At 68.6% G+C, this 21,264-nt stretch carries 20 protein-coding genes; 14 read left to right on the top strand and 6 right to left on the bottom strand.

Translation table 11 applies throughout. The features are described 5' to 3' along the window. Window positions 1-61: 61 nt before the first annotated feature. Window positions 62-322, bottom strand: a complete 261-nt coding sequence (locus tag PMI01_RS09055; RefSeq protein ID WP_007667075.1) for a hypothetical protein — start codon at window positions 320-322, stop codon at window positions 62-64. 244 nt (window positions 323-566) lie between these two features. Here PMI01_RS09055 and PMI01_RS09050 point away from each other — a divergent pair, with 244 nt between their 5' ends. Together PMI01_RS09050 and PMI01_RS09045 are read left to right on the top strand one after the other, a co-directional pair. Next, window positions 567-1,313: an electron transfer flavoprotein subunit beta/FixA family protein gene (locus PMI01_RS09050; protein WP_007667070.1), complete on the top strand. Its 747-nt coding sequence runs from the start codon at window positions 567-569 to the stop codon at window positions 1,311-1,313. Continuing rightward, a complete protein-coding gene (locus tag PMI01_RS09045; protein ID WP_007667068.1) occupies window positions 1,313-2,254 on the top strand; it encodes an electron transfer flavoprotein subunit alpha/FixB family protein in 942 nt (313 codons plus the stop codon). The genes PMI01_RS09050 and PMI01_RS09045 overlap by 1 nt, the downstream gene beginning before the upstream one ends. 192 nt (window positions 2,255-2,446) lie before the next feature. Here PMI01_RS09045 and PMI01_RS28055 read toward each other — a convergent pair whose 3' ends face one another. Then, window positions 2,447-2,578 (bottom strand): hypothetical protein, encoded by a 132-nt coding sequence (locus tag PMI01_RS28055; protein ID WP_007667067.1) that lies wholly within the window; start codon window positions 2,576-2,578, stop codon window positions 2,447-2,449. Window positions 2,579-2,698: 120 nt separating this feature from the next. On the opposite strand from PMI01_RS28055, the gene PMI01_RS09040 reads away from it, so the two are divergent. Next, entirely contained in the window at window positions 2,699-3,598 is a 900-nt protein-coding gene (locus PMI01_RS09040; protein ID WP_007667065.1) for a LysR substrate-binding domain-containing protein, read from the top strand. A 61-nt stretch (window positions 3,599-3,659) separates the two neighbouring features. Here PMI01_RS09040 and PMI01_RS26040 read toward each other — a convergent pair whose 3' ends face one another. Beyond that, complete coding sequence (locus PMI01_RS26040) at window positions 3,660-5,762, bottom strand: DUF3857 domain-containing transglutaminase family protein (protein WP_007667063.1); 2,103 nt, start codon at window positions 5,760-5,762, stop codon at window positions 3,660-3,662. A gap of 65 nt (window positions 5,763-5,827) precedes the next feature. Continuing rightward, a complete protein-coding gene (locus PMI01_RS09030; protein ID WP_007667060.1) occupies window positions 5,828-7,219 on the bottom strand; it encodes a glycoside hydrolase family 47 protein in 1,392 nt (463 codons plus the stop codon). Window positions 7,220-7,455: 236 nt separating this feature from the next. Between PMI01_RS09030 and PMI01_RS27040 the strand changes: the two genes are divergently transcribed. From PMI01_RS27040 to PMI01_RS09020, 3 genes are all read left to right on the top strand, one after another. Next, the gene (locus PMI01_RS27040) at window positions 7,456-7,920 is read left to right on the top strand and encodes a hypothetical protein (RefSeq protein ID WP_157223719.1); all 465 of its coding nucleotides are present in this window, start codon (window positions 7,456-7,458) and stop codon (window positions 7,918-7,920) included. Window positions 7,921-8,088: 168 nt separating this feature from the next. Next, window positions 8,089-8,967 (top strand): 3-hydroxybutyryl-CoA dehydrogenase, encoded by an 879-nt coding sequence (locus tag PMI01_RS09025; protein WP_007667057.1) that lies wholly within the window; start codon window positions 8,089-8,091, stop codon window positions 8,965-8,967. 70 nt (window positions 8,968-9,037) lie between these two features. Beyond that, entirely contained in the window at window positions 9,038-9,724 is a 687-nt protein-coding gene (locus tag PMI01_RS09020; RefSeq protein WP_007667053.1) for a hypothetical protein, read from the top strand. 96 nt (window positions 9,725-9,820) lie between these two features. Here the strand turns inward: PMI01_RS09020 and feoB are convergent, their stop codons facing one another. Then, window positions 9,821-11,707, bottom strand: a complete 1,887-nt coding sequence (gene feoB, locus PMI01_RS09015) for a ferrous iron transport protein B (RefSeq protein WP_007667051.1) — start codon at window positions 11,705-11,707, stop codon at window positions 9,821-9,823. A gap of 19 nt (window positions 11,708-11,726) precedes the next feature. Continuing rightward, window positions 11,727-12,050, bottom strand: a complete 324-nt coding sequence (locus PMI01_RS09010) for a FeoA family protein (protein ID WP_007667048.1) — start codon at window positions 12,048-12,050, stop codon at window positions 11,727-11,729. A 473-nt stretch (window positions 12,051-12,523) separates the two neighbouring features. On the opposite strand from PMI01_RS09010, the gene PMI01_RS09005 reads away from it, so the two are divergent. The 8 genes from PMI01_RS09005 to PMI01_RS08970 all read left to right on the top strand — a co-directional run bounded on the left by PMI01_RS09005 (window position 12,524) and on the right by PMI01_RS08970 (window position 21,196). Continuing rightward, window positions 12,524-13,054: a DUF4402 domain-containing protein gene (locus tag PMI01_RS09005; protein WP_007667045.1), complete on the top strand. Its 531-nt coding sequence runs from the start codon at window positions 12,524-12,526 to the stop codon at window positions 13,052-13,054. A 198-nt stretch (window positions 13,055-13,252) separates the two neighbouring features. Beyond that, window positions 13,253-14,122, top strand: a complete 870-nt coding sequence (locus PMI01_RS09000; RefSeq protein ID WP_238537029.1) for a hypothetical protein — start codon at window positions 13,253-13,255, stop codon at window positions 14,120-14,122. Next, window positions 14,119-16,881, top strand: coding sequence for a hypothetical protein (locus tag PMI01_RS08995; protein WP_007667039.1), 2,763 nt, complete (start codon window positions 14,119-14,121; stop codon window positions 16,879-16,881). Before PMI01_RS09000 ends, PMI01_RS08995 begins: the two co-directional genes overlap by 4 nt. Before the next feature lie 305 nt (window positions 16,882-17,186). After that, window positions 17,187-17,588, top strand: coding sequence for a hypothetical protein (locus PMI01_RS08990; protein ID WP_238537028.1), 402 nt, complete (start codon window positions 17,187-17,189; stop codon window positions 17,586-17,588). Further along, on the top strand, window positions 17,589-18,134 hold the full coding sequence (locus PMI01_RS08985) for a DUF4402 domain-containing protein (protein ID WP_007667033.1): 546 nt from the start codon (window positions 17,589-17,591) through the stop codon (window positions 18,132-18,134). A gap of 256 nt (window positions 18,135-18,390) precedes the next feature. Continuing rightward, a complete protein-coding gene (locus PMI01_RS08980) occupies window positions 18,391-19,104 on the top strand; it encodes a hypothetical protein (RefSeq protein WP_007667030.1) in 714 nt (237 codons plus the stop codon). Between the two features lie 181 nt (window positions 19,105-19,285). After that, window positions 19,286-20,545 carry a flagella assembly cyclic-di-GMP phosphodiesterase TipF gene (locus tag PMI01_RS08975; protein ID WP_007667027.1) on the top strand — a complete coding sequence of 420 codons (1,260 nt, stop codon included), beginning with the start codon at window positions 19,286-19,288 and terminating at the stop codon, window positions 20,543-20,545. A gap of 183 nt (window positions 20,546-20,728) precedes the next feature. Then, window positions 20,729-21,196, top strand: a complete 468-nt coding sequence (locus PMI01_RS08970) for a GNAT family N-acetyltransferase (RefSeq protein ID WP_007667024.1) — start codon at window positions 20,729-20,731, stop codon at window positions 21,194-21,196. Window positions 21,197-21,264: the final 68 nt, after the last annotated feature.

Raw genomic sequence — 21,264 nt, 5'->3', positions numbered from 1 at the left:
CTCACCCTCCCACCGCTGCGCGGCGGGCCCCTCCCTCTCCCCTCCGGGAGAGGGTTTCTTCCTACTTCGCCGCGCGGGCTTCCATCTTCCTGGGGTCGGTGTTGATCGGCGGCAGGGTGGTCGAGCGCTTCATCGTCAGCACTTCGAGCGGCATGATCGTCGCGCACTTCATCCACTTGCCGGCCCAGGCATGGTCGGGGCCCCTGGCCTCGCAGCGCGCCTTCGGCCAGACCCACAGATAGTGGTAGGTGAAAACACTGGCGGACCCGGCCAGGAACAGGCCCAGGAAGATCAGCTGCAGGCGCTTGATGTTGCTCTTCATGCGCGCCTCATAATCGCCCGCCGCCGGGCTGGCCAGAGGCTAAGTGGCCGCGCCACGTCCCTAAGGAACCGACAGCTTCAGTGTGCGGCGCAGCAGACGCGGGCCGGGAAGTGTCCTACGATCGTTTGAACGCTCCTGCCGATAACGTATTACGTTTACGTCAGGGGAAACTTGCAAACCTGCGTGGACGCGGTAATGGCCTCCCCGCAGGCAGGAAAAACTAGCCAGGAGGCGGCGTAGACCGATGAAGGTTCTGGTCCCGGTTAAACGGGTTATCGATTACAATGTGAAGGTCCGGGTGAAGCCCGATCAGACCGGCGTCGACTTGGCCAACGTCAAGATGTCGATGAATCCCTTCTGCGAGATCGCGGTCGAGGAAGCCGTGCGTCTCAAGGAAAAGGGCGTCGCCACCGAGGTGGTCATCGTCTCGATCGGCCCGGCCCAGGCGCAGGAAACCATCCGCACGGCCCTGGCCATGGGCGGCGACCGCGGCGTGCTGATCACTACCGACGCCGACCCCGAGCCGCTGGCCGTGGCCAAGCTGCTGGCCGCCGTGGTGGCCGAGGAGAAGCCCGACCTGGTCCTGATGGGCAAGCAGGCGATCGACGGCGACAACAACGCGGTCGGCCAGATGCTGTCGGCCCTGCTGGGCTGGCCCCAGGCGACCTACGCCTCGGCCATCGAGGTTTCCGGACAGGCCGCCAAGGTCACCCGCGAAGTCGACGGCGGCCTGCAGACGCTGGACGTCGACCTGCCGGCCGTGGTCACCGCCGACCTGCGCCTCAACGAGCCGCGCTACGCCTCGTTGCCCAACATCATGAAGGCCAAGAAGAAAGAGATCGCGCAGAAGACCGTCGCCGACTACGGCGTCGACGTCGCCCCGCGCCTCAAGGTCCTCAAGGTCGTCGAACCGGCCAAGCGCTCGGCGGGCGTCAAGCTCGAGACCGCCGCCGACCTCGTTTCCAAGCTCAAAACCGCGGGGGTGCTGTAATGGCCGTTCTCGTCGTCGCCGATAACGACAACGCGCACCTGCGCGATGGCACCCACAAGACCGTCACCGCCGCCCTGAAGCTGTCGTCCGACGTGGACGTGCTGGTCCTGGGCAAGGGCGCCAAGGCGGTGGCCGACGCCGCCGCCAAGATCACCGGCGTCCGCAAGGTGCTGCTGGCCGAGAGCGACGCCCTGGGCCACGGCGTGGCCGAGGCGGAAGCCGACGCCGTGCTGGCCCTGGCCGGCAATTACGACGCGATCCTGGTTCCGGCCACGGCCGGCGGCAAGAACTTCGCCCCCCGGGTCGCCGCCAAGCTGGACGTCGCCCCGATCTCGGAAATCGTCGAGGTCGTCTCGGCCGACACCTTCACGCGGCCGATCTATGCCGGCAACGCCCTGGAAACCGTCCAGACCAGCGACGCCAAGAAGGTGATCACCGTGCGCCCCACCGCCTTCGCGGCGGCCGAAGAAGGCGGCTCGGCTCCGGTCGAGACCGTCTCCGGCGCCGACGCGGGCAAGACCCGCTTCGTCTCCGAGGAAATGGTCAAGTCGGACCGTCCGGAACTGGCCGCGGCCAAGATCGTCGTCTCCGGCGGTCGGGCCATGGGCTCGGCCGAGGAGTTCCAGAAGGTGATCGAGCCCCTGGCCGACAAGCTGGGCGCCGCCGTCGGCGCCTCGCGCGCCGCCGTGGACGCCGGCTATGCGCCCAACGACTACCAGGTCGGCCAGACCGGCAAGGTGGTCGCGCCGTCGCTGTACATCGCCATCGGCATCTCGGGCGCCATCCAGCACCTGGCCGGCATGAAGGACAGCAAGATCATCGTCGCCATCAACAAGGACAGCGACGCCCCGATCTTCCAGATCGCCGACTACGGCCTGGTGGCCGACTACAAGTCCGCCGTGCCCGAACTGATGGACGCCCTGACGGCGGCCGGTAAGTAAGGCTTTCGCGGTTCGCGAATAGAGAAGGCCCGGGAGTGATCCCGGGCCTTTTTCTTTGGTCGCCGCCCCCTCTCCGCTCGTCATCCCCCGCTTTATGCGGGGGACCCAAGCAGCGCCCCAGATCGCCCACTCAGCTTGGGTCCCCCGAACAAGTCGGGGGATGACGACCGTAGGTGCGTGTTCGCAACGCTTTCACTTCGGGCTGTCGATCGGGATGCCCGCCGCCCAGGCGAAGGCTTCTTCCTTGACCGGCGAGCCGGGGTTGTCGGCCGAGGCGAACAGCAGGGAGAGCAGGGCGATACCGGCTATGAGCAGCAGCTTCATCACATCACCTGTGAGCAAGAGGGGATGGGCCGAGTTGGCCCGCACCCACAAGATGCCGCTGCACGACAGACTTTACGAACGATGGTATCTGCGCGAACTTGTCAGCGGAGCTAACATCCCATGCGCCTGCCACCGTTCCTGACCCTGACCGCCCTCGAGGCCGCCGCCCGTCATCGCAGCTACAGCCGCGCGGCCCGCGAACTGCACGTCACCCATGGCGCGGTCAGCCAGCAGATCCGCAAGCTGGAGGACGAGCTGGGCGCCAAGCTGTTCCTGCGCCAGGGCAACAGCATGATCCCCACCGCCACCGGCGCGCGGCTGGCGGGACAGGTGACGATCGCCCTGACCACCCTGCGGCTGGGCGTCGAGGAGGCCAGCCAGGCGGCGCGCGGGCCGCTGGTGGTGAGCACCGGCGCGGCCTTCGCCAGCCGCTGGCTGGTCACCCGCCTGGCCCGGCTGGCGGCCGACACCGGCGAGCCGGACCTGACCGTGCGGGCCGAGGACCGGGTGTCGGACCTGTCGAGCGACGGCGCCGACGTCGCCCTGCGCTTCGGACGCGGACCGTGGCCGGGCATGGAGTCGGTGACCCTGATGACCGAGCGCCTGTTCCCGGTCTGCAGCCCGGCCTTCCTGCGCGTACATGGCATCGCCCACCCGCGCGACCTGATCGACGTGCCGCTGCTGCGTCACACCGGCCTGCCGTGGAGCCTGTGGCTGTCGGCCATGGGGGTGGAGGAGACGCCGCTGCACCTGGGCCTGCGGTTCGACGACACCGCCCTGATGCTCGACGCCGCCGCCCAGGGCATGGGCGTGGCCCTGGCCCGCAGCGGCCTGTCGGAGCGCGACCTGCGCGACGGCCGCCTGGTGCGGCCCTTCCCCGGCGAGGTGGCGGTCGAGACCGGCCACCACTTCGTCTGGCGCGCCGACAGCCCCAAGCTGACGCGGATCCTGCGGCTGCGGGACTGGTTCCTGGAGGAGACGGCGGCGGCGCGGGCGGACCGCTCGATGGCCTCGCGATAGCTCGGCCGTCCCGCCCCGATGCGGGCGTTGGCCCAAGCATTCCCGAACGGTCGGTCCCGGCCTATTTCGCGGCCTTGGGCGAGGACGGCGACGGCGGCTCGGCGGGCGCGGCGCAAGGGGCGTCGGGGCTGGACCAGTCGATGACGTCGGGGTCCTTGACCCCGAACGCGGGCGCGCCCGCGACCGGCTTGGGGCCCGCGGCCTTCACCAGCCGGGCCGGGGCCTCGAAGACGATCGAGATATTGTTGTCGAACGTCGGCAGAGCGTCGTTGGTCGCCTTGGCCTCGGCCGCCGTGATCTCGGGCGTGTAGACGCGACGACTCATCACCGTGCGCACGACCCCGTCGCGCAGTTCGGCCTCACGCCAGTAGGCGACACCGCCCAGCCGACGGTTGACCGGCTCGGCGCGATAGGTCCAGGCCCGCTTGGGTCCAGCCGGCGGCAGCCGGATCGTCGTGGCCCAGCACCGGTAGCGTGGATATTCCGTCAGCCACGGCGCGGCCTGGTCCTGCTCCTTGGGGCGCTTGTACTCGCCGGGCGGCGAGAACCCCGCGCCGTAGATGTCGAGGCTCTGACCGTCGGCCGCGTCGCCTTCCCATCCCGGCTTGCCCTCGCCCTCCATGGCCAGGATCAGCGCGCCCTGCGCCTCGTCATAGCGCCAGGTCACCGTGTCGGGCTCGACCTGGTCCAGCTGCTGGCGCCAATAGGCCTTTTCCTGCCGCTCGGCGTCATCGGGCGACAGCCCGGCCAGCGTGGTGCGCAGGTTGACCACCGCATCGCCGCGCATCACCTGCTGGGCCTTGAACCGGGCAGGAACGGAAGGACCTCTGCTGGCGTCGATGGCGATGACCTCGACCAGTTGGGGGACGGCGGGCGGCTCGGCCGCGACAGGCTCGAGATCGACCGTGCCGGACCGCACCGGCAGCGCCCAGCGGAACGGCGGCGGCGGCAGAGTCGCCAGGCCCCGGTCGCCCATACGCGTACCGTCCAGCCAGTAGGCGCGCCCGCCGATCGTCGCCTTCACCAGGACGTGGTTGAAGACCGTCGGGCTAGGCAGGCGTTCGTTCGTGCCGTCGCCGCCCGCTGTGTTGCCCAGCACCGGCTCGGCGGACACGCCCAGCTCGCGTAGCAGGGCGATCAGCAGCACGGTCTTGGCCTTGCAGTCGCCGAAGCGGCGGCTCCAGGTCTCGTCAGCCGTAGCAGGTCGGAAATTGCCGCCGTCCAGGCCGACATAGACATAGCGGATGCGGTCCTGCACCAACCGCAAAGCCGCCTCGGCGCGCGCGGTCGGATCGCCGGTCTGCTGGGCGATCTTGCGGGCCTCCTCCCGCACCGGCGAATTTGGCGCCAAGGTCGCGCCGCCGTCGAACAGCGGCTGAACATGGTGGGATACGTCCGCCCAACTGGTGAAGCCCGAATACTCGATCGTGCGGCGCAGGTTCACGCGCGAAGGCGCGCCGTCGGCGACGATGGCCGACTTGGGATCGCGCAGCTCGTAGGTCAGCTCGTTACGGTCGTCGCTCGCGACGGGCGACAGGGTCCCCAGGTCGGGCGTCGCCCGCCACTGCACCGGCCGGCCGTCGGGCCAGACCAGACGCATGCGATAGGCGCCCAACTGTCCGGTCGGCGGGATTTGGATCGCTCCGTACGAGCGGTCGCCCAGAGTGGGATCCTTGCGGCGGATGGTGGCCGCGAAGACGATCTCGTCGCCCACCTGCAAGCCCGGCGTCTGCAGCACGGCCGTCATCTGGCCGTCCAGCATGGCGTAGTCGAGGTTGTTCTCGCGCTGAAGGACCTGAAACTTGTTGTCGGCCAACACGTCGATGACGCGATCGCCACGATAGATCTTCAGCGCGTGGACGAAGATGTCGTCGGACCCGGCGTTCCACGTCGCTCGCGTGTTGCCCAACATCAGCGCCTCGGGCGTCAGCAACTTGACCCGGTAGGCAATGTACATCTCGTCGCCGTCGCGCCCCAGCCGCGTCTGCAGGTCGTTGTAGACCACGCGCATCGGCGCGCCTTCGGGCGTGGGGGCTTCCGTCGTCTTCGGCGCGGGGACGACCCAGGCCGGAGGCGGACCATATTGAACCTGCTTGGACGCCGCCTGGGCAGAACCGGCCGCGAGCAGGATCGCGACCACCGAGACACCAATACGCTGATACATCGAACTACCCCCGAAGCGCCACCATAGCGCTCGGCGCGCCACCCGCAATCTCAGGACGTCCCGGCTCAAATCTTCCTGAACCCCCGCAGCACGTTGGCCTCGGTGCTCAGTTGCAGCCGTCCATAGTCGATGCGCGGCGTGTCGGAGAACAGCAGGTAGTAGTACTTCATCTGCTCGGACCACCAGTAGCCGGGGCAGTTGTCGCCCTGGGTCATCGGCCTGGTGGTGATGTCCTTCAGCGCCGTGTAGCCGAAGGCCGCGCGGCTGGTGGCCTTCATTTCCCGGTAGTGGATGGCGGCCAGCTGGCGATAGCGGTCGTCGCGGCCCTCCAGCCACAGGTTCAGGCAGGCGTCGGGATATTCCGGGCGCAGGCCGGTCTGCTTGCGGCGCGGCTGGCGGGTGGCGACGTCGATCGATTCCGGGATGACGCCGAACGTCGCCTGCAGCTCGGTGAATGAGGCCAGGTAGTCGTCGCCCTCGGTCTTGTGGCCGACCTGACCCAGCAGGCCGGCATAGTAGGCGGCCAGTTCGCTCTGGGCCGTGGCGGTCACCGCGCCGGTCTCGAAGTCGACCATCGGGAACCACAGCCGGCCGTCGTAGCGCTTGGCCTGGTGGGCCAGCTGGGCGTCGACCGTCTCGAGCGCCCAGCGCTTGCAGTCGGCGTCGCCGAACAGCTCCCAGGCGTCCCACAGGTACTCGTAGAAACTGTCGGCATAGACGTCGATGCTGGCGTTGCGGCTGGTGAATTCGCCGGTCATGGCGTGGATGTTGGCGGCCATTAGGCCGATCTTCGAGCGGCGGTCCAGGGCGTGGTGCATGGCCCGCTTGGCCATGTCGAAATAGCGCCGGTCGCCGGTCAGCTGGCTCAGCACCCCGAATTCCGACAGGTAGGTGCCGATCTCGGCCAGGTTGGTCTCCGGGTCGCTGACCGCGCCGGTGCGAAGGTTCACGTAGCGCCAGGGCAGGCCGTGGGGCGAGGCCTCGAACGCCTTGACCAGGCGGTCGGCCAGATCCTTGGCCTTGACCAGCAGCGCCGGGTCGCCGCAGGCCAGGTGGGCCGACAGCAGGCCGCCGACCAGGCGGATATTGGTCTCGAACACCTGGGCGTTCCCATCGACATCGAAATCGAGATGGGCCTTCACCCAGTCGACCCCGGCCTGGAACTCGGCGTCCAGCCCCATGATCCACAGGGTGTCCAGCGCCTCGACCAGCGACAGGCCCAGGTCGTGGCCCTCGACGAAGAACGACGACGACGTGCCGCTGACCGGGTTGATCTCGTCCTTGCCCCAGGCCTTGGCGACATAGCCGCGCCAGGCCCACTGGAACTCGGAGCGGACGTCGGCGGCCAGGGCCTTCCAGTCCTCGGGGGCGGCGGTTTCCGCGGCGAAGGCCGGGATGGCGGCGGCCGAGGCGACCAGGGCCAGGGCGTGGCGGCGGGAGGGGCGAAGGCTGTTCATGGCGCCAGCTTATGCGGGGTTCGGCGGCGGCCGCCAGACCGACGAAACAGGCTTGACCGTCAGTGCAACTTTAGATTCAGTTGAGTTGTCGAAGCTGCACCTGAAGATTGATGAATAGACGCCGATTTTTCATCGCCGGGGCTGCGCTCACGGCCACGCTCACGGATACGGAAGCGCGCGCTCAAGATCGCGGCCCCCGAGAACTGGCGGCCTACGCCGCGTTGTCGGAGGCGTTCATGAACCTGGCGAACTCGCCGAGACCCGCCGGAGACCTTGCCGAGCGGCTCGTCTTTCGCCAGCACGAGACCCCCTGCTTCGATGCGTTACGCAACCTTGGCCTTGCCAACAGGCAGGTCATTAACGGCCTCTACCAGAAGAATTGCCCCAGTCAAAAAGACTTTCCCGCCCTGGAAGGGGCAGCCGTCGCAATCGATGCCGAAACCTCTAGATTCGCCGCAAGATCAAAAGACCTTGCCCGAATAATCAAGCCCACCGACCTTCGGGACGCCATCTACAAGGCGAGCACTGATCTTGGTGCAGTAATACGGCACGAATGGCCGCATGAAATCAATAAATATTGTGCATTTTCGATCCCCGAGAAGATGGCCTATGTGGACAGGATCACAGCTTCCTCGCGAGCGGCAAGGCAATGCGAGGGAGCTCTGAACGCGGCGTCGCGGAAGGTGGACCCTTGGGGCTGAGATCGCCGGAACCAGCCGCGCCAGGCCATTTGGCGCTAAGCGAAGTCCCGTTTCCGCTGCGTCGCAGCAAAGCCTTGGCGACGGTGGGGTTGCTCGTGCTAGAAAAGCGGGCATGAACTCGGGCATGGCGCGCGACGCCTTGCCCCGCCTCGAACAAGGCTAGCCTGAATGACGGATATCAAGACGGTCGGCGTGATCGGCGCCGGCCAGATGGGGTCGGGGATCGCCCATGTGGTCGCCCTGGGCGGCTATGACGTACGCCTGCATGACATTTCGCGCGAGCGCATCGACGCCGGCCTGGTCCTGATCGAAAAAAACATGGCCCGGCAGGTGCATCGCGGCATCATCGACGAGGCGGCGATGGCCGCCGCCATGGCCCGCATCACCGCCGCCGAAGACCTGGCCCAGATCGGCGCGACCGACCTGGCCATCGAGGCGGCCACCGAGAACGAAGAGACCAAAAAGGCGATCTTCCGGGGCCTGCAGCCGCACCTGGGTCCCGACACCCTGCTGGCGTCGAACACCTCGTCGATCTCGATCACCCGTCTGGCCAGCGCCACCGACCGCCCCGAGCGGTTCATCGGCCTGCACTTCATGAACCCGGTCCCGCTGATGAAGCTGGTCGAGATCATCCGCGGCATCGCCACCGACGTGCCGACCTACGAACGCGCCGTGGCCTTCGCCAAGTCGCTGGGCAAGATCACCAGCAACGCCGAGGACTTCCCCGCCTTCATCGTCAACCGCGTGCTGGTGCCGATGATCAACGAGGCGATCTACACCCTGTACGAGGGCGTGGGCACGGTCGACGCCATCGACACGGCGATGAAGCTGGGTGCCAACCATCCGATGGGCCCGCTGGAGTTGGGCGACTTCATCGGCCTGGACACCGTGCTGTCGATCATGAACGTGCTGCACGAGGGCCTGGCCGACAGCAAGTACCGCCCCTGCCCGCTGCTGGTGAAATATGTCGAGGCCGGCTGGCTGGGCAAGAAGGCCGGCCGCGGCTTCTACGACTACCGCGGCGAGGTTCCGATCCCGACGCGGTAGGCTCCTTCCGGCGCCCGGTTGCCAAACCGGGGAACCGTGTTACGCAAGAATCCATCTCGGGGGCGGGTTCATGCGGCATCTGTATCTGGCGTTCGTGTTGGCGTTCGCCGTCACGCTGTTCGGCTTCTTTCCCAGCTTCGCCGGAGCCATGGGGCCGCTGGACCCGATGCGAATCGTCCATGGCGCGCTGGCCACCACCTGGATGCTCATGCTGGTGGTCCAGAGCTGGCTGATCGGTCACGGCCATAACCGCTGGCACCGCTGGATCGGGCGCGGTTCGCTGGTCATCGCGCCCGCCCTGGTGATCAGCGCCTTCGTGGTGGTCATGGACATGCTGGGGCCCAAGTCGCATTTCGACGTCCCGCTGCGCTTGACCCTGGCCTGGATCGACGTCTGGTCGCTGGCCCTGTTCGCCACGGTGTACGTCCTGGCCATCCTGAAGCGGCGGACGATGTTCCTGCATTCGCGCTTCATGGCTTCGACCGTGTTCGTGGCCCTGCCGCCGGCCTTGGGCCGGGCCTATGGCATGAACATCCCGTCGCTGAACGGCCTGGCCGGCGCCCTGCCGCCGAGCTATTGGACGATCGAGGCGGTGCTGGTGGGCCTGATCCTGTGGGACGGCGTCCGGGGTCGCTGGCTGACGCCCTGGTGGCTGACCCTGGCGGTGACCACCGCCATCCACCTGACCATGTTCCAGGCCCCGACCTGGCCCGCCTACGTGGCCTTCGCGCGGCTGATCGGCCTGCCGGCGAGCTAGAGCGTTTTCGAGCGAAGCGGATACCGGTTCGCGTGAAGAAAACGCGTTAAAACAAATATCTAGAGCCCCGGCCCGATGCCATCAGGTCGTTCGCTCCTACCCCGCCCCCATCGACACGGCGACGTGGTAGGTGATGAACGAGGCCAGGTAGGCCAGGCCCGCCATGTAGAGGAACATCACGGTCGGCCAGGTCCAGCTGTTGGTCTCGCGCTTGACCACGCCCAGGGTCGCCGCGCATTGCGGGGCGAAGATGTACCAGGCCAGGAACGACAGGGCGCTGGCCAGTGACCACTGGTGCGACAGCACCGAACCGAGGGTGGCGGTCGAGACGTCGGTGTCGCCCACGGCATAGACGGTGCCCAGGGCGGCCACCGCCACCTCGCGCGCCGCGAAGCCGGGGATCAGGGCCACCGTCATCTGCCAGTTGAAGCCGATGGGTTGCATGACGGGCGCGATCAGATGCCCCAGCCGGCCGGCGAAGCTGTAGTCGATGGCCGGCCCGGTCGCGCCCTCGGGCGGATAGGGGAAGGTCGACAGCACCCAGACCAGCACCATCAGCGGCAGGATGATCCGTCCGGCCCGGTTGAGGAAGATGCGGGCCCGGGTCCACAGGTTCATCAGCACGTTGCGCGGCTCGGGCCAGCGATAGGTCGGCAGTTCCATCATGAACGGCTCGACCGTGCCCCGCCAGAAGATGCGCCGGATGACGGTCGACACCACCAGCGCGCTGACGATGCCGGCGGCGAACAGGCCGAACATCACCAGCCCTTGCAGCGACAGCCCGCCCCACACCGTGGTGCGCGGCACGAAGGCCCCGATGATCAGCGTATAGACCGGGATACGCGCCGAGCAGGTCATCAGCGGCGCGATCAGGATGGTGGTCAGGCGGTCCTGCTTGTTGTCGATCACCCGCGTCGACATGATCCCGGGGATGGCGCAGGCGAAGCTGGACAGCAGCGGGATGAACGCCCGGCCGTGCAGGCCCGCCACCCCCATCAGCTTGTCCAGCAGGAAGGCCGCGCGGGTCATGTAGCCGCTGTCTTCCAGCAGCAGGATGAAGAAGAACAGGATCAGGATCTGCGGCAGGAACACCAGCACGCTGCCGACCCCGGCGATCAGGCCGTCGGCGATGAAGCTGCCCAGCAGCCCGTGCGGCAGGTGGGTGGCCACCAGGTTGCCCAGGGCGGCGAACCCGCCGTCGATGAGGTCCATTACCGGCGCCGCCCAGGTGAACACCGCCTGGAACATCACGAACATCAGGGCCACCAGGATCAGCAGGCCGCCGACCGGGTGCAGCAGCACCGCATCGACCTTGCCGGTCACGGTGTCGGGCCGCTCGGGCGGGCGGACGCATTCCTTGACGATGCGCTGGGCCTCGCGGTGGGCGGCGCGGATCTCGTTGGCGGTCGGCTCGCGCCAGACGTTCTCGTGCTGGCCGGCGTGGCTGAGCGACAGGGCGTCGGCCTTGGCGACCAGTTCCTCCAGCCCGCGCTTGCGGGTGGCGACCGTGGTGACGATCGGCGCGTCGATCTCGGCCGACAGCCGCGCCAGGTCGATACGAAGCCCCTGGCGCTGGGCGATGTCGTACATGTTGAGGGCCAGGACGAACGGCCGGCCGACCTGCTTGAGCTCCAGCACCAGGCGCAGCACCAGCCGCAGGTTGGTGGCGTCGGCCACGCAGATCACCACGTCGGGCGCGACCTCGCCGGCCAGCCGGCCCAGCACCGCGTCGCGGGTCACCATCTCGTCGGGGCTGCGGGCCCGCAGGGAATAGGTGCCGGGCAGGTCAAGGATGTGCGCGCCCCGGCCGCTGGCCATGGTCAGCACGCCTTCCTTCCGCTCGACGGTGACGCCGGCGTAGTTGGCGACCTTCTGGCGGCTGCCGGTCAGGGCGTTGAACAGGGCGGTCTTGCCCGAATTGGGATTGCCGACCAGCGCCAGGCGCACGGGCCGCGCGGGCGCGGGCCTCGGGGGGGCGGACATCACGGTGTCGGTCACGGACTTAGATCTCTTCGAACTGAACGGTGACGGCCCCGGCTTCGCGGCGACGCAACGCCACGCGCATGTCGTCGACGCGCAGGGCGATCGGGTCGCGGAAGAACAGGCCCTCGTGCAGCACCTCGAACGCCGCGCCCTCGACGAAGCCCATCTCGAGCAGGCGCCGCTCCAGTTCGTCGGGGTCGATGGCCTCGGACCGGCCCGTCTGGCCGCCGACCCGCAGGATCACGCCGCGCTGGCCCTTGCGGGCCACGCTCAGCGGGCGCTCCGCCCCCGCCGCGGCGGGGATGTCCGAGATGTCGGGGGCAAGGCTGAGAGCGTCTGACATGGTCGCACCGGAAAAACTTGCGAACGATTATCAGTCTGAAGCCATGCTGTCATGCCCGGAATGGGGCGCCGCCCTCCTGCTCGTCAGCCGCGGGCCTGCGCCCCTCCAAACCGACACAGGTTCTTCGCGGCCATTGAAGGCCCGCCAACGTCCCAGGCGCCGACGGAAGACATTCGGAAGGTCTGGAAAGGGTGGTCGGTGGATATGGCCGCGTCAGACTTTCCGCTTCAGGGAAACATCGCCTGTCAGGAGAGTTTTGGGAATCATGCTTAATCGAGCGATAGCTAGAATGTAGTATTTGCCGACGGCATTCGGCCGAAATTTCAAATTTTATTCAATAATGACCCCAAAATACCCTGTATTGGGTATTTAACAAAGAGTTAATATGGGTAAATCATGAACCACTCGCCGCTGATGCGACGGGAGTGGGCGGGAAATTTCCACATTTGCAGGATCAGGATACGGAGACACACATGAAGATGCTTGTCGGCGTCGCTGCGGCGCTCACCCTGACGGCCCTGGCCGTTCCGGCCTTCGCTCAGAGCACCGCGTCGGCCTCGGGCTCGGGCACGGCCACCATCATCCGGGGCCTTTCGGTGACCAACAACGCCAACCTGGCCTTCGGCACCATCGTCCGGCCGTCGGCCGGCAGCAATTCGGTGGTCGTCAGCACCGCCGGCGCCCGTTCGATCACTGGCGGCGGCGACGCCGTGGCCCTGGGCTCGACCAGTTCGTCGGCCGCCCAGTTCACCGTGGCCGGCGAAGGCGGCCAGTCGATCTCGGTCGGCGTGCCGGCCTCCTTCAGCATCGTCAACGGCGCCGACAGCCTGCTGGTGACCACCAGCAACGACATGGTCGGTTCGGCCAGCGCCCAATTGCTGAGCGGCTCGCTGGGCGGTTCGGGTTCGCTGGTCGTCAAGGTCGGCGGTTCCTTCCCGGTGGCGACGTCCACCGCCACGGGCACCTATACCGGCAACTTCACGGTCAGCTCGAACTACAACTAACCCTCGGACGCAGCCACATTGGAACTCGCGGTTTTCAGGAAAACCGCGAGTTTCCGTTTGCTCCGAGCGGCGGGGGTGGGACAATTCGCGCCGTTGCGCACCCCCATGATTTCGTAAACGCTTGGATTAAAGACCAGAACGACTTGCTGTGGGGGAGCTATGTTTTCGCGAAGACTGTTGGGTCTCGCCGCGATCTCGATGATCGTCGCAACCACCGTTGGCGCGCCGTCGCTCGCCGAGGCGCAGGTCGGCGCCGAACTCAGCATTTCGCCCAAGCGCGTGACCTTCGACGAAACGGGGCGCAGCGCCACGGTCTACATCTTCAACCGCGGCTCCCAGGCGGCGACCTACAGCCTGGGTCTCGTCGACCGGGTCATGACCCCCGACGGGCAGATCCGCACGGTCGCGGAATCGGCGAGCGCGCCGGAAGGGGTCGCGGCCAACGCCCGGCTGAAATCGGCGACCGCGCTGCTGACCTTCGCGCCTCGGCGGGTGACCCTTCGCCCGGGAGAAAGCCAAACGGTGCGCATCCGCGTGCTGCGCCCCGCCGATCTGGCGGTCGGCGAATACCGCACCCACCTGACCGTGACCGACGTGCCGCCCGAGACCGCCGGCCTCACCGCCGAGGAGGCCGTGGCCCCCGGGGCGGGCGAGCTGGCCGTCCGTATCGTCGCGCTGTTCAGCGTCAGCATTCCGGTCATCGTCCGCCAGGGCCCCGCCGACGTCCAGGCGGGGATCGACACCGTCCGGTTCGCGGTCAAGGATCCGCCCGCCGCTGCGGATGCCGCCGCGCCGAAGCGGACGGGCTTGCTGACGATCGACCTGGTCCGCCAGGGGGCCAGTTCGCTGTTCGGCGATGTCGAGATCCGCGCCGTCAAGGCCGGCAAGCCGGGCGAGATCGTCGGCGGAGCCAAGGGGGTCGCCGTCTATGGCGAGATCGACCGCCGCACCCTGGCCCTGCCCCTGACCCGGATTCCGACCAGCGGCGAGACCCTCAACATCGTCTTCCGCGACGATGACACCCGCGCGGGGGCGCCCCTGGCCACGGCTGATTTCACGGTCCCATGAACCGCCGCGCCCCGCTGATCCTGGCGACGGCGCTGCTGGCGGCCGGCGGCGCCCGGGCCGCGACCATGGCGCCGCCGGCCGGGCCCGATGGCGTATCGACGCCGGTGGCCGCCGGTCCCCAAGACGCCGCCGCCCCCCAGGGACCGATCGTCGATCGGCCGCCGCTGTTCTCCCCCGACGACCTGCTGCTGTTCGAGGTCCATGCCGCGAGCGAGACGCTCAGCGACGGCCTGGGAGCTTACTCCTCGCGCGCCGGGGTGTTCGTGCCGCTGGGCGAGCTGTCGCGGCTGCTGGACCTGGCGATCGTGGTCGACCCGTCCCGGCGCCGCGCCGAGGGTTGGGTGGCTTCGGAGGACAACCGCTTCCGCCTCGACCTCGACAGCCGCCAGGCCCGGGCGGCTGACCAGGACTTCAGCCTGTCGCCGACCGAAGCCGTCTTCTACGGCGACGAGATCTATGTCCGCCTCGACCTGCTGCAACGGATCCTGCCGCTCGACGCCAAGGCGGACCTGGCCGACCTGACCCTGACCCTGACGCCGCGGATCTCGCTGCCGTTCCAGGACCGCCTGGCGCGCGAGCGTCGCCGCATCGGACCGGCCGGAGGCGCGGGCCAGGAGGCGGTCACCACCCTCGTCACCCCCTACGCGGCGTTCACCGCCCCCTCGATCGACATCAACCTTTCCGCCGGGGCCGGCAACCATCAACCGCGACGCACCGGCGTCTACGAGGTCCGGGCGGCCGGCGACCTGGCCTGGACCGGGCTGCAGGTCTTCGCCGGGTCCGACAGCGACTGGCGGCTCAACACCCTGCGCGTGCTGGCGACCCGCAAGGACCCCGACGGCAGGATCGCCGGGCCGTTCGGCGCCACCCTCGCCAGCGCCGGCGACACCTTCTCGCCCGCCCTGACGCTGGGGGCGCGCAGCGTCGGCGGGCGAGGCGTGGCGATCACCTCCGCGCCCCTCGAACAGCTCAACGTCTTCGACCGGGTCGATCTGCGCGGCGAACTGCCGCTGGGCTACCAGGTCGAGCTCTATGTCAACGAGGTGCTGCGCGCCGCCCAGTCGCAGCCGGTCCAGGGCCGCTACGAATTCCTCCAGGTCAGCCTGGCCTACGGCCAGAACGTCATCCGCCTGGTGTTCTACGGCCCGCATGGCGAGCGGCGCGAAGAGGTGCGGCGGGTCAATGTCGGCGGCGGCCAGCTGGCCAAGGGCCAGACCGTCTACAGCTTCGGCACCGTCCAGGAAGGCGCGCCGCTGTTCGACGTCGATGGCGCGGTCGCGCCGGCGACGGTCGCCGGCCAGGGGCGGTGGCGGATCGCGGGCAGCCTTTCGCATGGGATCAGCGCCTCCACGACCCTCACGGCCGGCGTCTCGCAATACACGCCGCGCCCGGACGACACGCGGCGGGTCGCGACCCTGGGCGTGGCCACGTCCCTCGGCGGCTACGCCCTGCAGCTCGACACCGCGGGCGACGACTCCGGCGGCGGCGCGGCGGCGGTCGGCCTGGCCGGACGGGTGGGCGACGCCTCGCTGGTCGTCCGCCACAGCGAGTATGCCGGCGGGTTCGTCGACGAGGTGCAGCCGGCGGCCCTGGGCGCCGCGGTCGCCCTGCGCCGCAACACCAGCCTCTATGCCGATGTCGTGGCGCGGCTGGGCAAGGCGGACCTGCCGCTGTCCCTGCGGCTGGGCCGCGACCAGTTCGTCGACGGCGAGCAGCGGATCCAGGCCAATGCACGCCTGAGCCAGGTGCTGGGCCGCTACCTGATCTCCTCGGCCTGGGACTATCAGCGGGTGTCCGGCGGCGCGGCGGCCAGGAACGAGATGTTCACCGGCATGCTCGACGCTTCGGTCCTGACGGGCGGGGCCTGGCAGATGCGCGGCGGCCTGGCCTACGAACTGGCGCCGACCGCCCAACTGAAGGCCGCCGTGGTCTCGGCCGACCGCCAGATCGCCGAGCGCAGCGCTCTGCACCTGAGCCTGGGCCACGCGTTCGAAGGCGGTCAAACCACCGTCCAAGCCGCCCAGACCTGGCGGCTGCGGCCAATGGATCTGTCCCTGGCCGCCAGCTACACCTCGGGGATCGACGATTTCCGGGTCGGCCTGCAGATCAATCTGGGCCTGACCTTCGACCCGCTGCGCGGAGCGTACCGGGCCCTGGGCCCCGGGGCCGCGTCGGGCGGGGCCGTGGCGGTCCAGTCGTTCGTCGACACCAACGGCGACGGCCGGCGCCAGGCGGGCGAGCGGGCGCTGCCCGGGGTCTCGGTCCTGGGCGGCCGCCGCCCGGTGGTCACCGACGCCTCGGGCGAGGCGGTGGCCAGCGGCCTGGGCGACGGCGCCTGGGCCCAGGTCCAGATCGACGCCGACACCATCGACGACCCCTATCTGGCCATGCCGCCGCGGACCCTGCGGCTGACACCGCGCCCCGGCCGAGTGGCGGTCGCGCGCTTCCCGCTGACCGTGACCGGCGAGGTCGAGCTGCACGTGCTCTTCCGACGCCCCGGCCAGGCCCCGCGCGGGCTCTCGGCGGTCCAGATCCAGCTGGTCGACGCGGCTGGCCAGGTCGTCGCCGAAGGGCGGAGCGAATATGACGGGACCCTGATTCTGGAAGCCCTGAGGCCCGGCGCCTACGCCGTCCGGCTGAACCCCGAACAGGCCCGACGCCTGAAACTGGCCATGACCGCGCCGGTCGGCCTGACCGTCCCCGCGACGGGCGGGTTCGCGGGCAAGGCGACGATCAACCTGGAGCTGGGCGCGCCATGACGCATCTCCGCCGCACAGACATCGGCCCATGCGGGCGACCGCGCTCGACGGCCGTCATCGCCTCCACCGCGACAAGAAAGCCCAGCGGAAGATATCCTCGCCCCAAACGGGCGATATACCCAGTATGGGGGATTGAAGGCCGCCCTCTTTGTCCGCAACAATTTCTTATGGTCGGGACATTACGCAAAATTATTCTGGGCCTTGGACTGGCATTTGTCTTAGGCGCCGGCGCATCGCATGCGGAAAACCTTTCGATCTCGGCGATCCCGGCGCTCGACATTGGCAAGGTCGTGGCGGATTCTTCGGTGTCGCGCTTCCATGTGGATGCGGCGACCGGCGTCGTCACCCGGGTCAGCGGCACGGCGATCCGGCTGACCGCCACCAACGCCACCGTGCCGACCGTGACGATCACCTGCGCCCAGTCGTCCGGCAACTGCAAGAAGACCTACACGGTGACGGTCACCAACGGGACCACTACCTCGGGCCGTTCGACCACCATTCCGACCTTCAACGTCTCCAACCTGTCGACCCAGGCCGGCGTCACCTTCTCGCCGGCCGCGCCCAGCCCGGCCGCGCCCCTGGTGTTTTCGATCGTCAGCACCAACAACAGCTTCACCGCCAGCTTCAAGCTGGCCTTCGACGCGACGTTCAATTCCAGCGCCGTGACCGGTTCCACGGCCTGGACCTATTCCGTGGTGGTGAACTAGATGCGCGCCCCCCTTCCCGGCCAGGCGGCATGGCGGATCTGCGGCGCGATCGGCGCGGCGGCGCTGATGGCCACCTTCGCCTACGCCGCCCAGCGCACCGTCGCCGGGACGGCGTCGATCATCCGCACCATGAGCGTCTCGACCACCGCCCAGATGTCGTTCGGCAGGCTGCAATACAATGGCAGCGGCCCGGCGACCGCCAATGTCGTGTTGAGCTCCGCCCCGCCGACGACGCGAACCTCGGCCAATGTCCAACTGCTGCCCAACGGCGGCGAGACCCCGGCCATCCGCGTCATCACCGGCGAGCCGGGCCGGATCTACCGGGTGACGCCGCCGGTCTCGGCGACCGCCACGCCCGGCGGGCTGACGGTCACCGCCTTCACCCTGTGGTCGGCCAACAGCGGCAACATCACCGCCAGCCGGCTTGGCCAACTCAACGCCCAGGGCACCGACACCGTCCGCATCGGCGCGAGCCTGGTCGTGCCCAAGGGCGCCAAGAACGACACCTTCACCGCCAACGCGCCGGTGACCATCACCTACGACTAGACGGTTGTCGGCATCCAACCCGCACTCGGATCTTGGATCGCGGTCCAGGCTGAGTGTCGGTTTCGGTCAACGCACGCCCGTGAAGCGGGGTCGGGCGCCGGGCGCCAGCGCTCCGGAAGGCGCCGAGGGGCTTTCGTCACGCGCCGAAGCCCGCAGACACATCCAAAAATAGTTCAAAGCATTTGACTCAACCTTTGAGATGTGTGGGAGCTGAAAGCTCTCAGCGGCCGAGCTTCCAATGGCAAGGAGGTGTTCAGTGCGCGTCTGCAGCATCACGATGAAGAACGCCGGCGCCGGCGACGCACACGTCGCCGATAGCCATCCTGGCCAGGGCGAATGGCGGGCCGACTTCGCGAGCACGCCCCGCCGGTGGCTTCCGCGAGGTTCAGGCGGCCCTCGGCTCCTGGCGTCCGCCCGCCGCGCCCTGGTCGCCTCGGCCTTCGCCCTGACCGCCGTCACGGGAACGGCGGCGTTCGCCGCCGACCCGCCCTACGCCGGGATCACCGAACCGGAGGTGCTCGCCGCCCAAAAGGCCTGGGGCGACGCCCTGGTGGCCATCTCGCGCGACTACGAGACCGGCGGCATCAAGAAGGCCCGGGCGACCGCCAGCGCGGTGCTCGACCAGGCCTATGGCTACAATCTGGGGCCGGTCCTCTTCAAACCGACCCTGACCCGCGACCCGCAGACCTTCCGCACCACCAAGGAAGGCGCCCTGGCCTATTTCGTCGGCCATGATCGGAACTACCCCCGCGACCGCGGCTTCGCGCTCAAGCACTGGCGCTCGGTGGAGATCCGGAACATCGGCATCCAGATCAACGGCGACGTCGCCAACACCATGGGCACGGTCATGATGCGCGACAAGGCCGGCAAGGTGACCACGGTCGACAAGACCTGGACCTTCAAGAAGGACGAGGCCGGCGTGGTCCGCATCGTCCTGCACCACTCCTCGTTGCCCTACACCGGCAGGTAAGGCCCCCGCCCCCCCCTGGACGCGCGCCTGGGCCTCCGGGCGACCCGAAAGACGCCGTCGCGCGTTCACGAAGAACTGATTTGTGGTTAAGGCGCGGCGTAATGGCTCACGGGCGTTAATCTGTTCGACTCGCGGCCTCCGCGACTCACATAATCAGGCTGGACGATTCGTGGGAAACCCTATGCGAAGGCTGATGCTGGCGCTGCTGACCGGCGCCTATCTCTGTCTGGCCTTGGTGACCTCCCTGGCGCTGTGGCGCATGGGAGCGGCGCCCGCCGTCGGCCTGGCCGCCTTCATCGGGGCCATGGGCCTGTGCTTCGCCGTGCACGCCGTGATCGCCAACGCGTTGCAGGGCGCGGCCCTGCGCGTCGACATCGAGACCATCCGCGAGGCCCACGGCATCCTGCTGGAGCAGGTCGAGAAGGTCGACGCCCGCATCACCGGCCTGCTGGAGACCGTCGCCGACGACGCCCAGCGCCGCTCGGCCGAACTGACCAGCGAGGTCCACCAGCTGGAAGACCTGGTCGGCCGGATGAGCGACCGCCTCGAACACCAGCTGACCTACCAGGTCGCCGCCGCCCGCACCGAAACCCGCGGCCGCTCGCCCCAGTCCGCCGCCCTGATCGACGTCGTGCAGGACGCCCTGGCCGAGAACCGCGTCGACCTCTACCTGCAGCCGGTCGTCAGCCTGCCGCAGCGCCGCACCGTCTTCTACGAAAGCTTCTCGCGCCTGCGCGACGACACGGGCCGCATCATGATGCCGGCCGAGTACCTGGCCGTGGCCGAGCCCGAGGGGCTGACCGCCGCGATCGACAACCTGCTGCTGTTCCGCTGCGTGCAGATCGTCCGCCGCCTGGCCAAGCAGGACCGCAAGGTCGGGATCTTCTGCAACATCTCGCTGGCCAGCCTGGCCGACGAGGTGTTCTTCGCCCAGTTCCTGGAGTTCCTGCAGGTCAACAAGGACCTGTCGGGGGCCCTGATCTTCGAACTGGGCCAGGCCGCCTTCAACGACCGCGGCCCGGTCGAGGCCCGGCACATGGCGCGTCTCGCCAGCCTCGGCTTCCGCTTCAGCCTGGACAAGGTCCACGACCTGGACCTCGACTTCCAGGACCTGGCCCGCGCCGACGTCAAGTTCCTGAAGATCGGCGCCCAGCTGCTGCTGGACCAGCTGGAAGAGCAGGACGGCAAGCTGGTCATCGCCTCGCTGCCCGACCTCAACGCCGCCGACTTCGCCGGCCTGACCCGCCGCTACGGCATCGAGGTGATCGGCGAGAAGGTCGAGACCGAGCGCCAGGTGGTCGACATCCTCGAACTCGACATCGGCTACGCCCAGGGCCACCTGTTCGGCGAACCCCGCGCCATCCGCGACGCCATCCTGGCCGAGGCCGATCCGCCCCAGGACTTCATGCGCGGCGCGCTGCGGCGCCGGGCCGGGCGGTAGGGCGGCTACGCCCTAAACCTCTCAACCGTCATCCCGGGCCTTGTGCCCGGGCCCCCTCGTTCAGCCGACGGTGAGGCGCCTTGGCGCGCTGGCGCGCCACACCCCCGCACTTGCGGCGGACAGAGGGGTCCGGGATGACGGTTGATATTGAAGCGTCGCACCACAGCCCCTACCAAACACCCCATGCTGATCGAGACCACCGACGCCCATTTCGCCGCCCTGATCGCCGGGGGCGCGCCCGAGGGCCTGACCGTCGCCGAGGGCGGGGTCGAGACGCCGGAGATGCTGGAGATGCTGCGCGACCTGTCGGCGACAGTCGGCGAGGAATTCGCCCCCAACGCCTGGATGATCGTCGAGGACGGCGAGGTGGTCGGCCTGTGCTCGCTGGTCAGGATTCCCTATGTCGGCGACACGGTGATGATCGGCTACGGCGTCGCCGAGTCCCGCCGCCGGCGCGGAATCGCCCGACGGGCGGTGGCCGACCTGCTGGACTGGGCGCGGGCCGACTACCGGGTGAGCGTGGTCACCGCCGAGACCTCGATCCACAACGCTCCCTCGCAGCGGGTGCTGGAAGCCAACGGCTTCACGCGGTCCGGCGAGCGGACGGACGAGGAGGACGGCGAGCTGTTCTGCTGGCGGGTCGAGGTCTAGAGGCCCCGGACGCGAAGGGGACACACACTCACCCCCTACGCCTCGCTATCCGGGTGGAGACCGTGGGG

The organism is Caulobacter sp. AP07 (assembly GCF_000281955.1).
Lineage (GTDB): Bacteria > Pseudomonadota > Alphaproteobacteria > Caulobacterales > Caulobacteraceae > Caulobacter.
The sequence above is the reverse complement of the archived record's forward strand: the minus strand, read 5'-3'. Positions and strand labels throughout refer to the sequence as shown.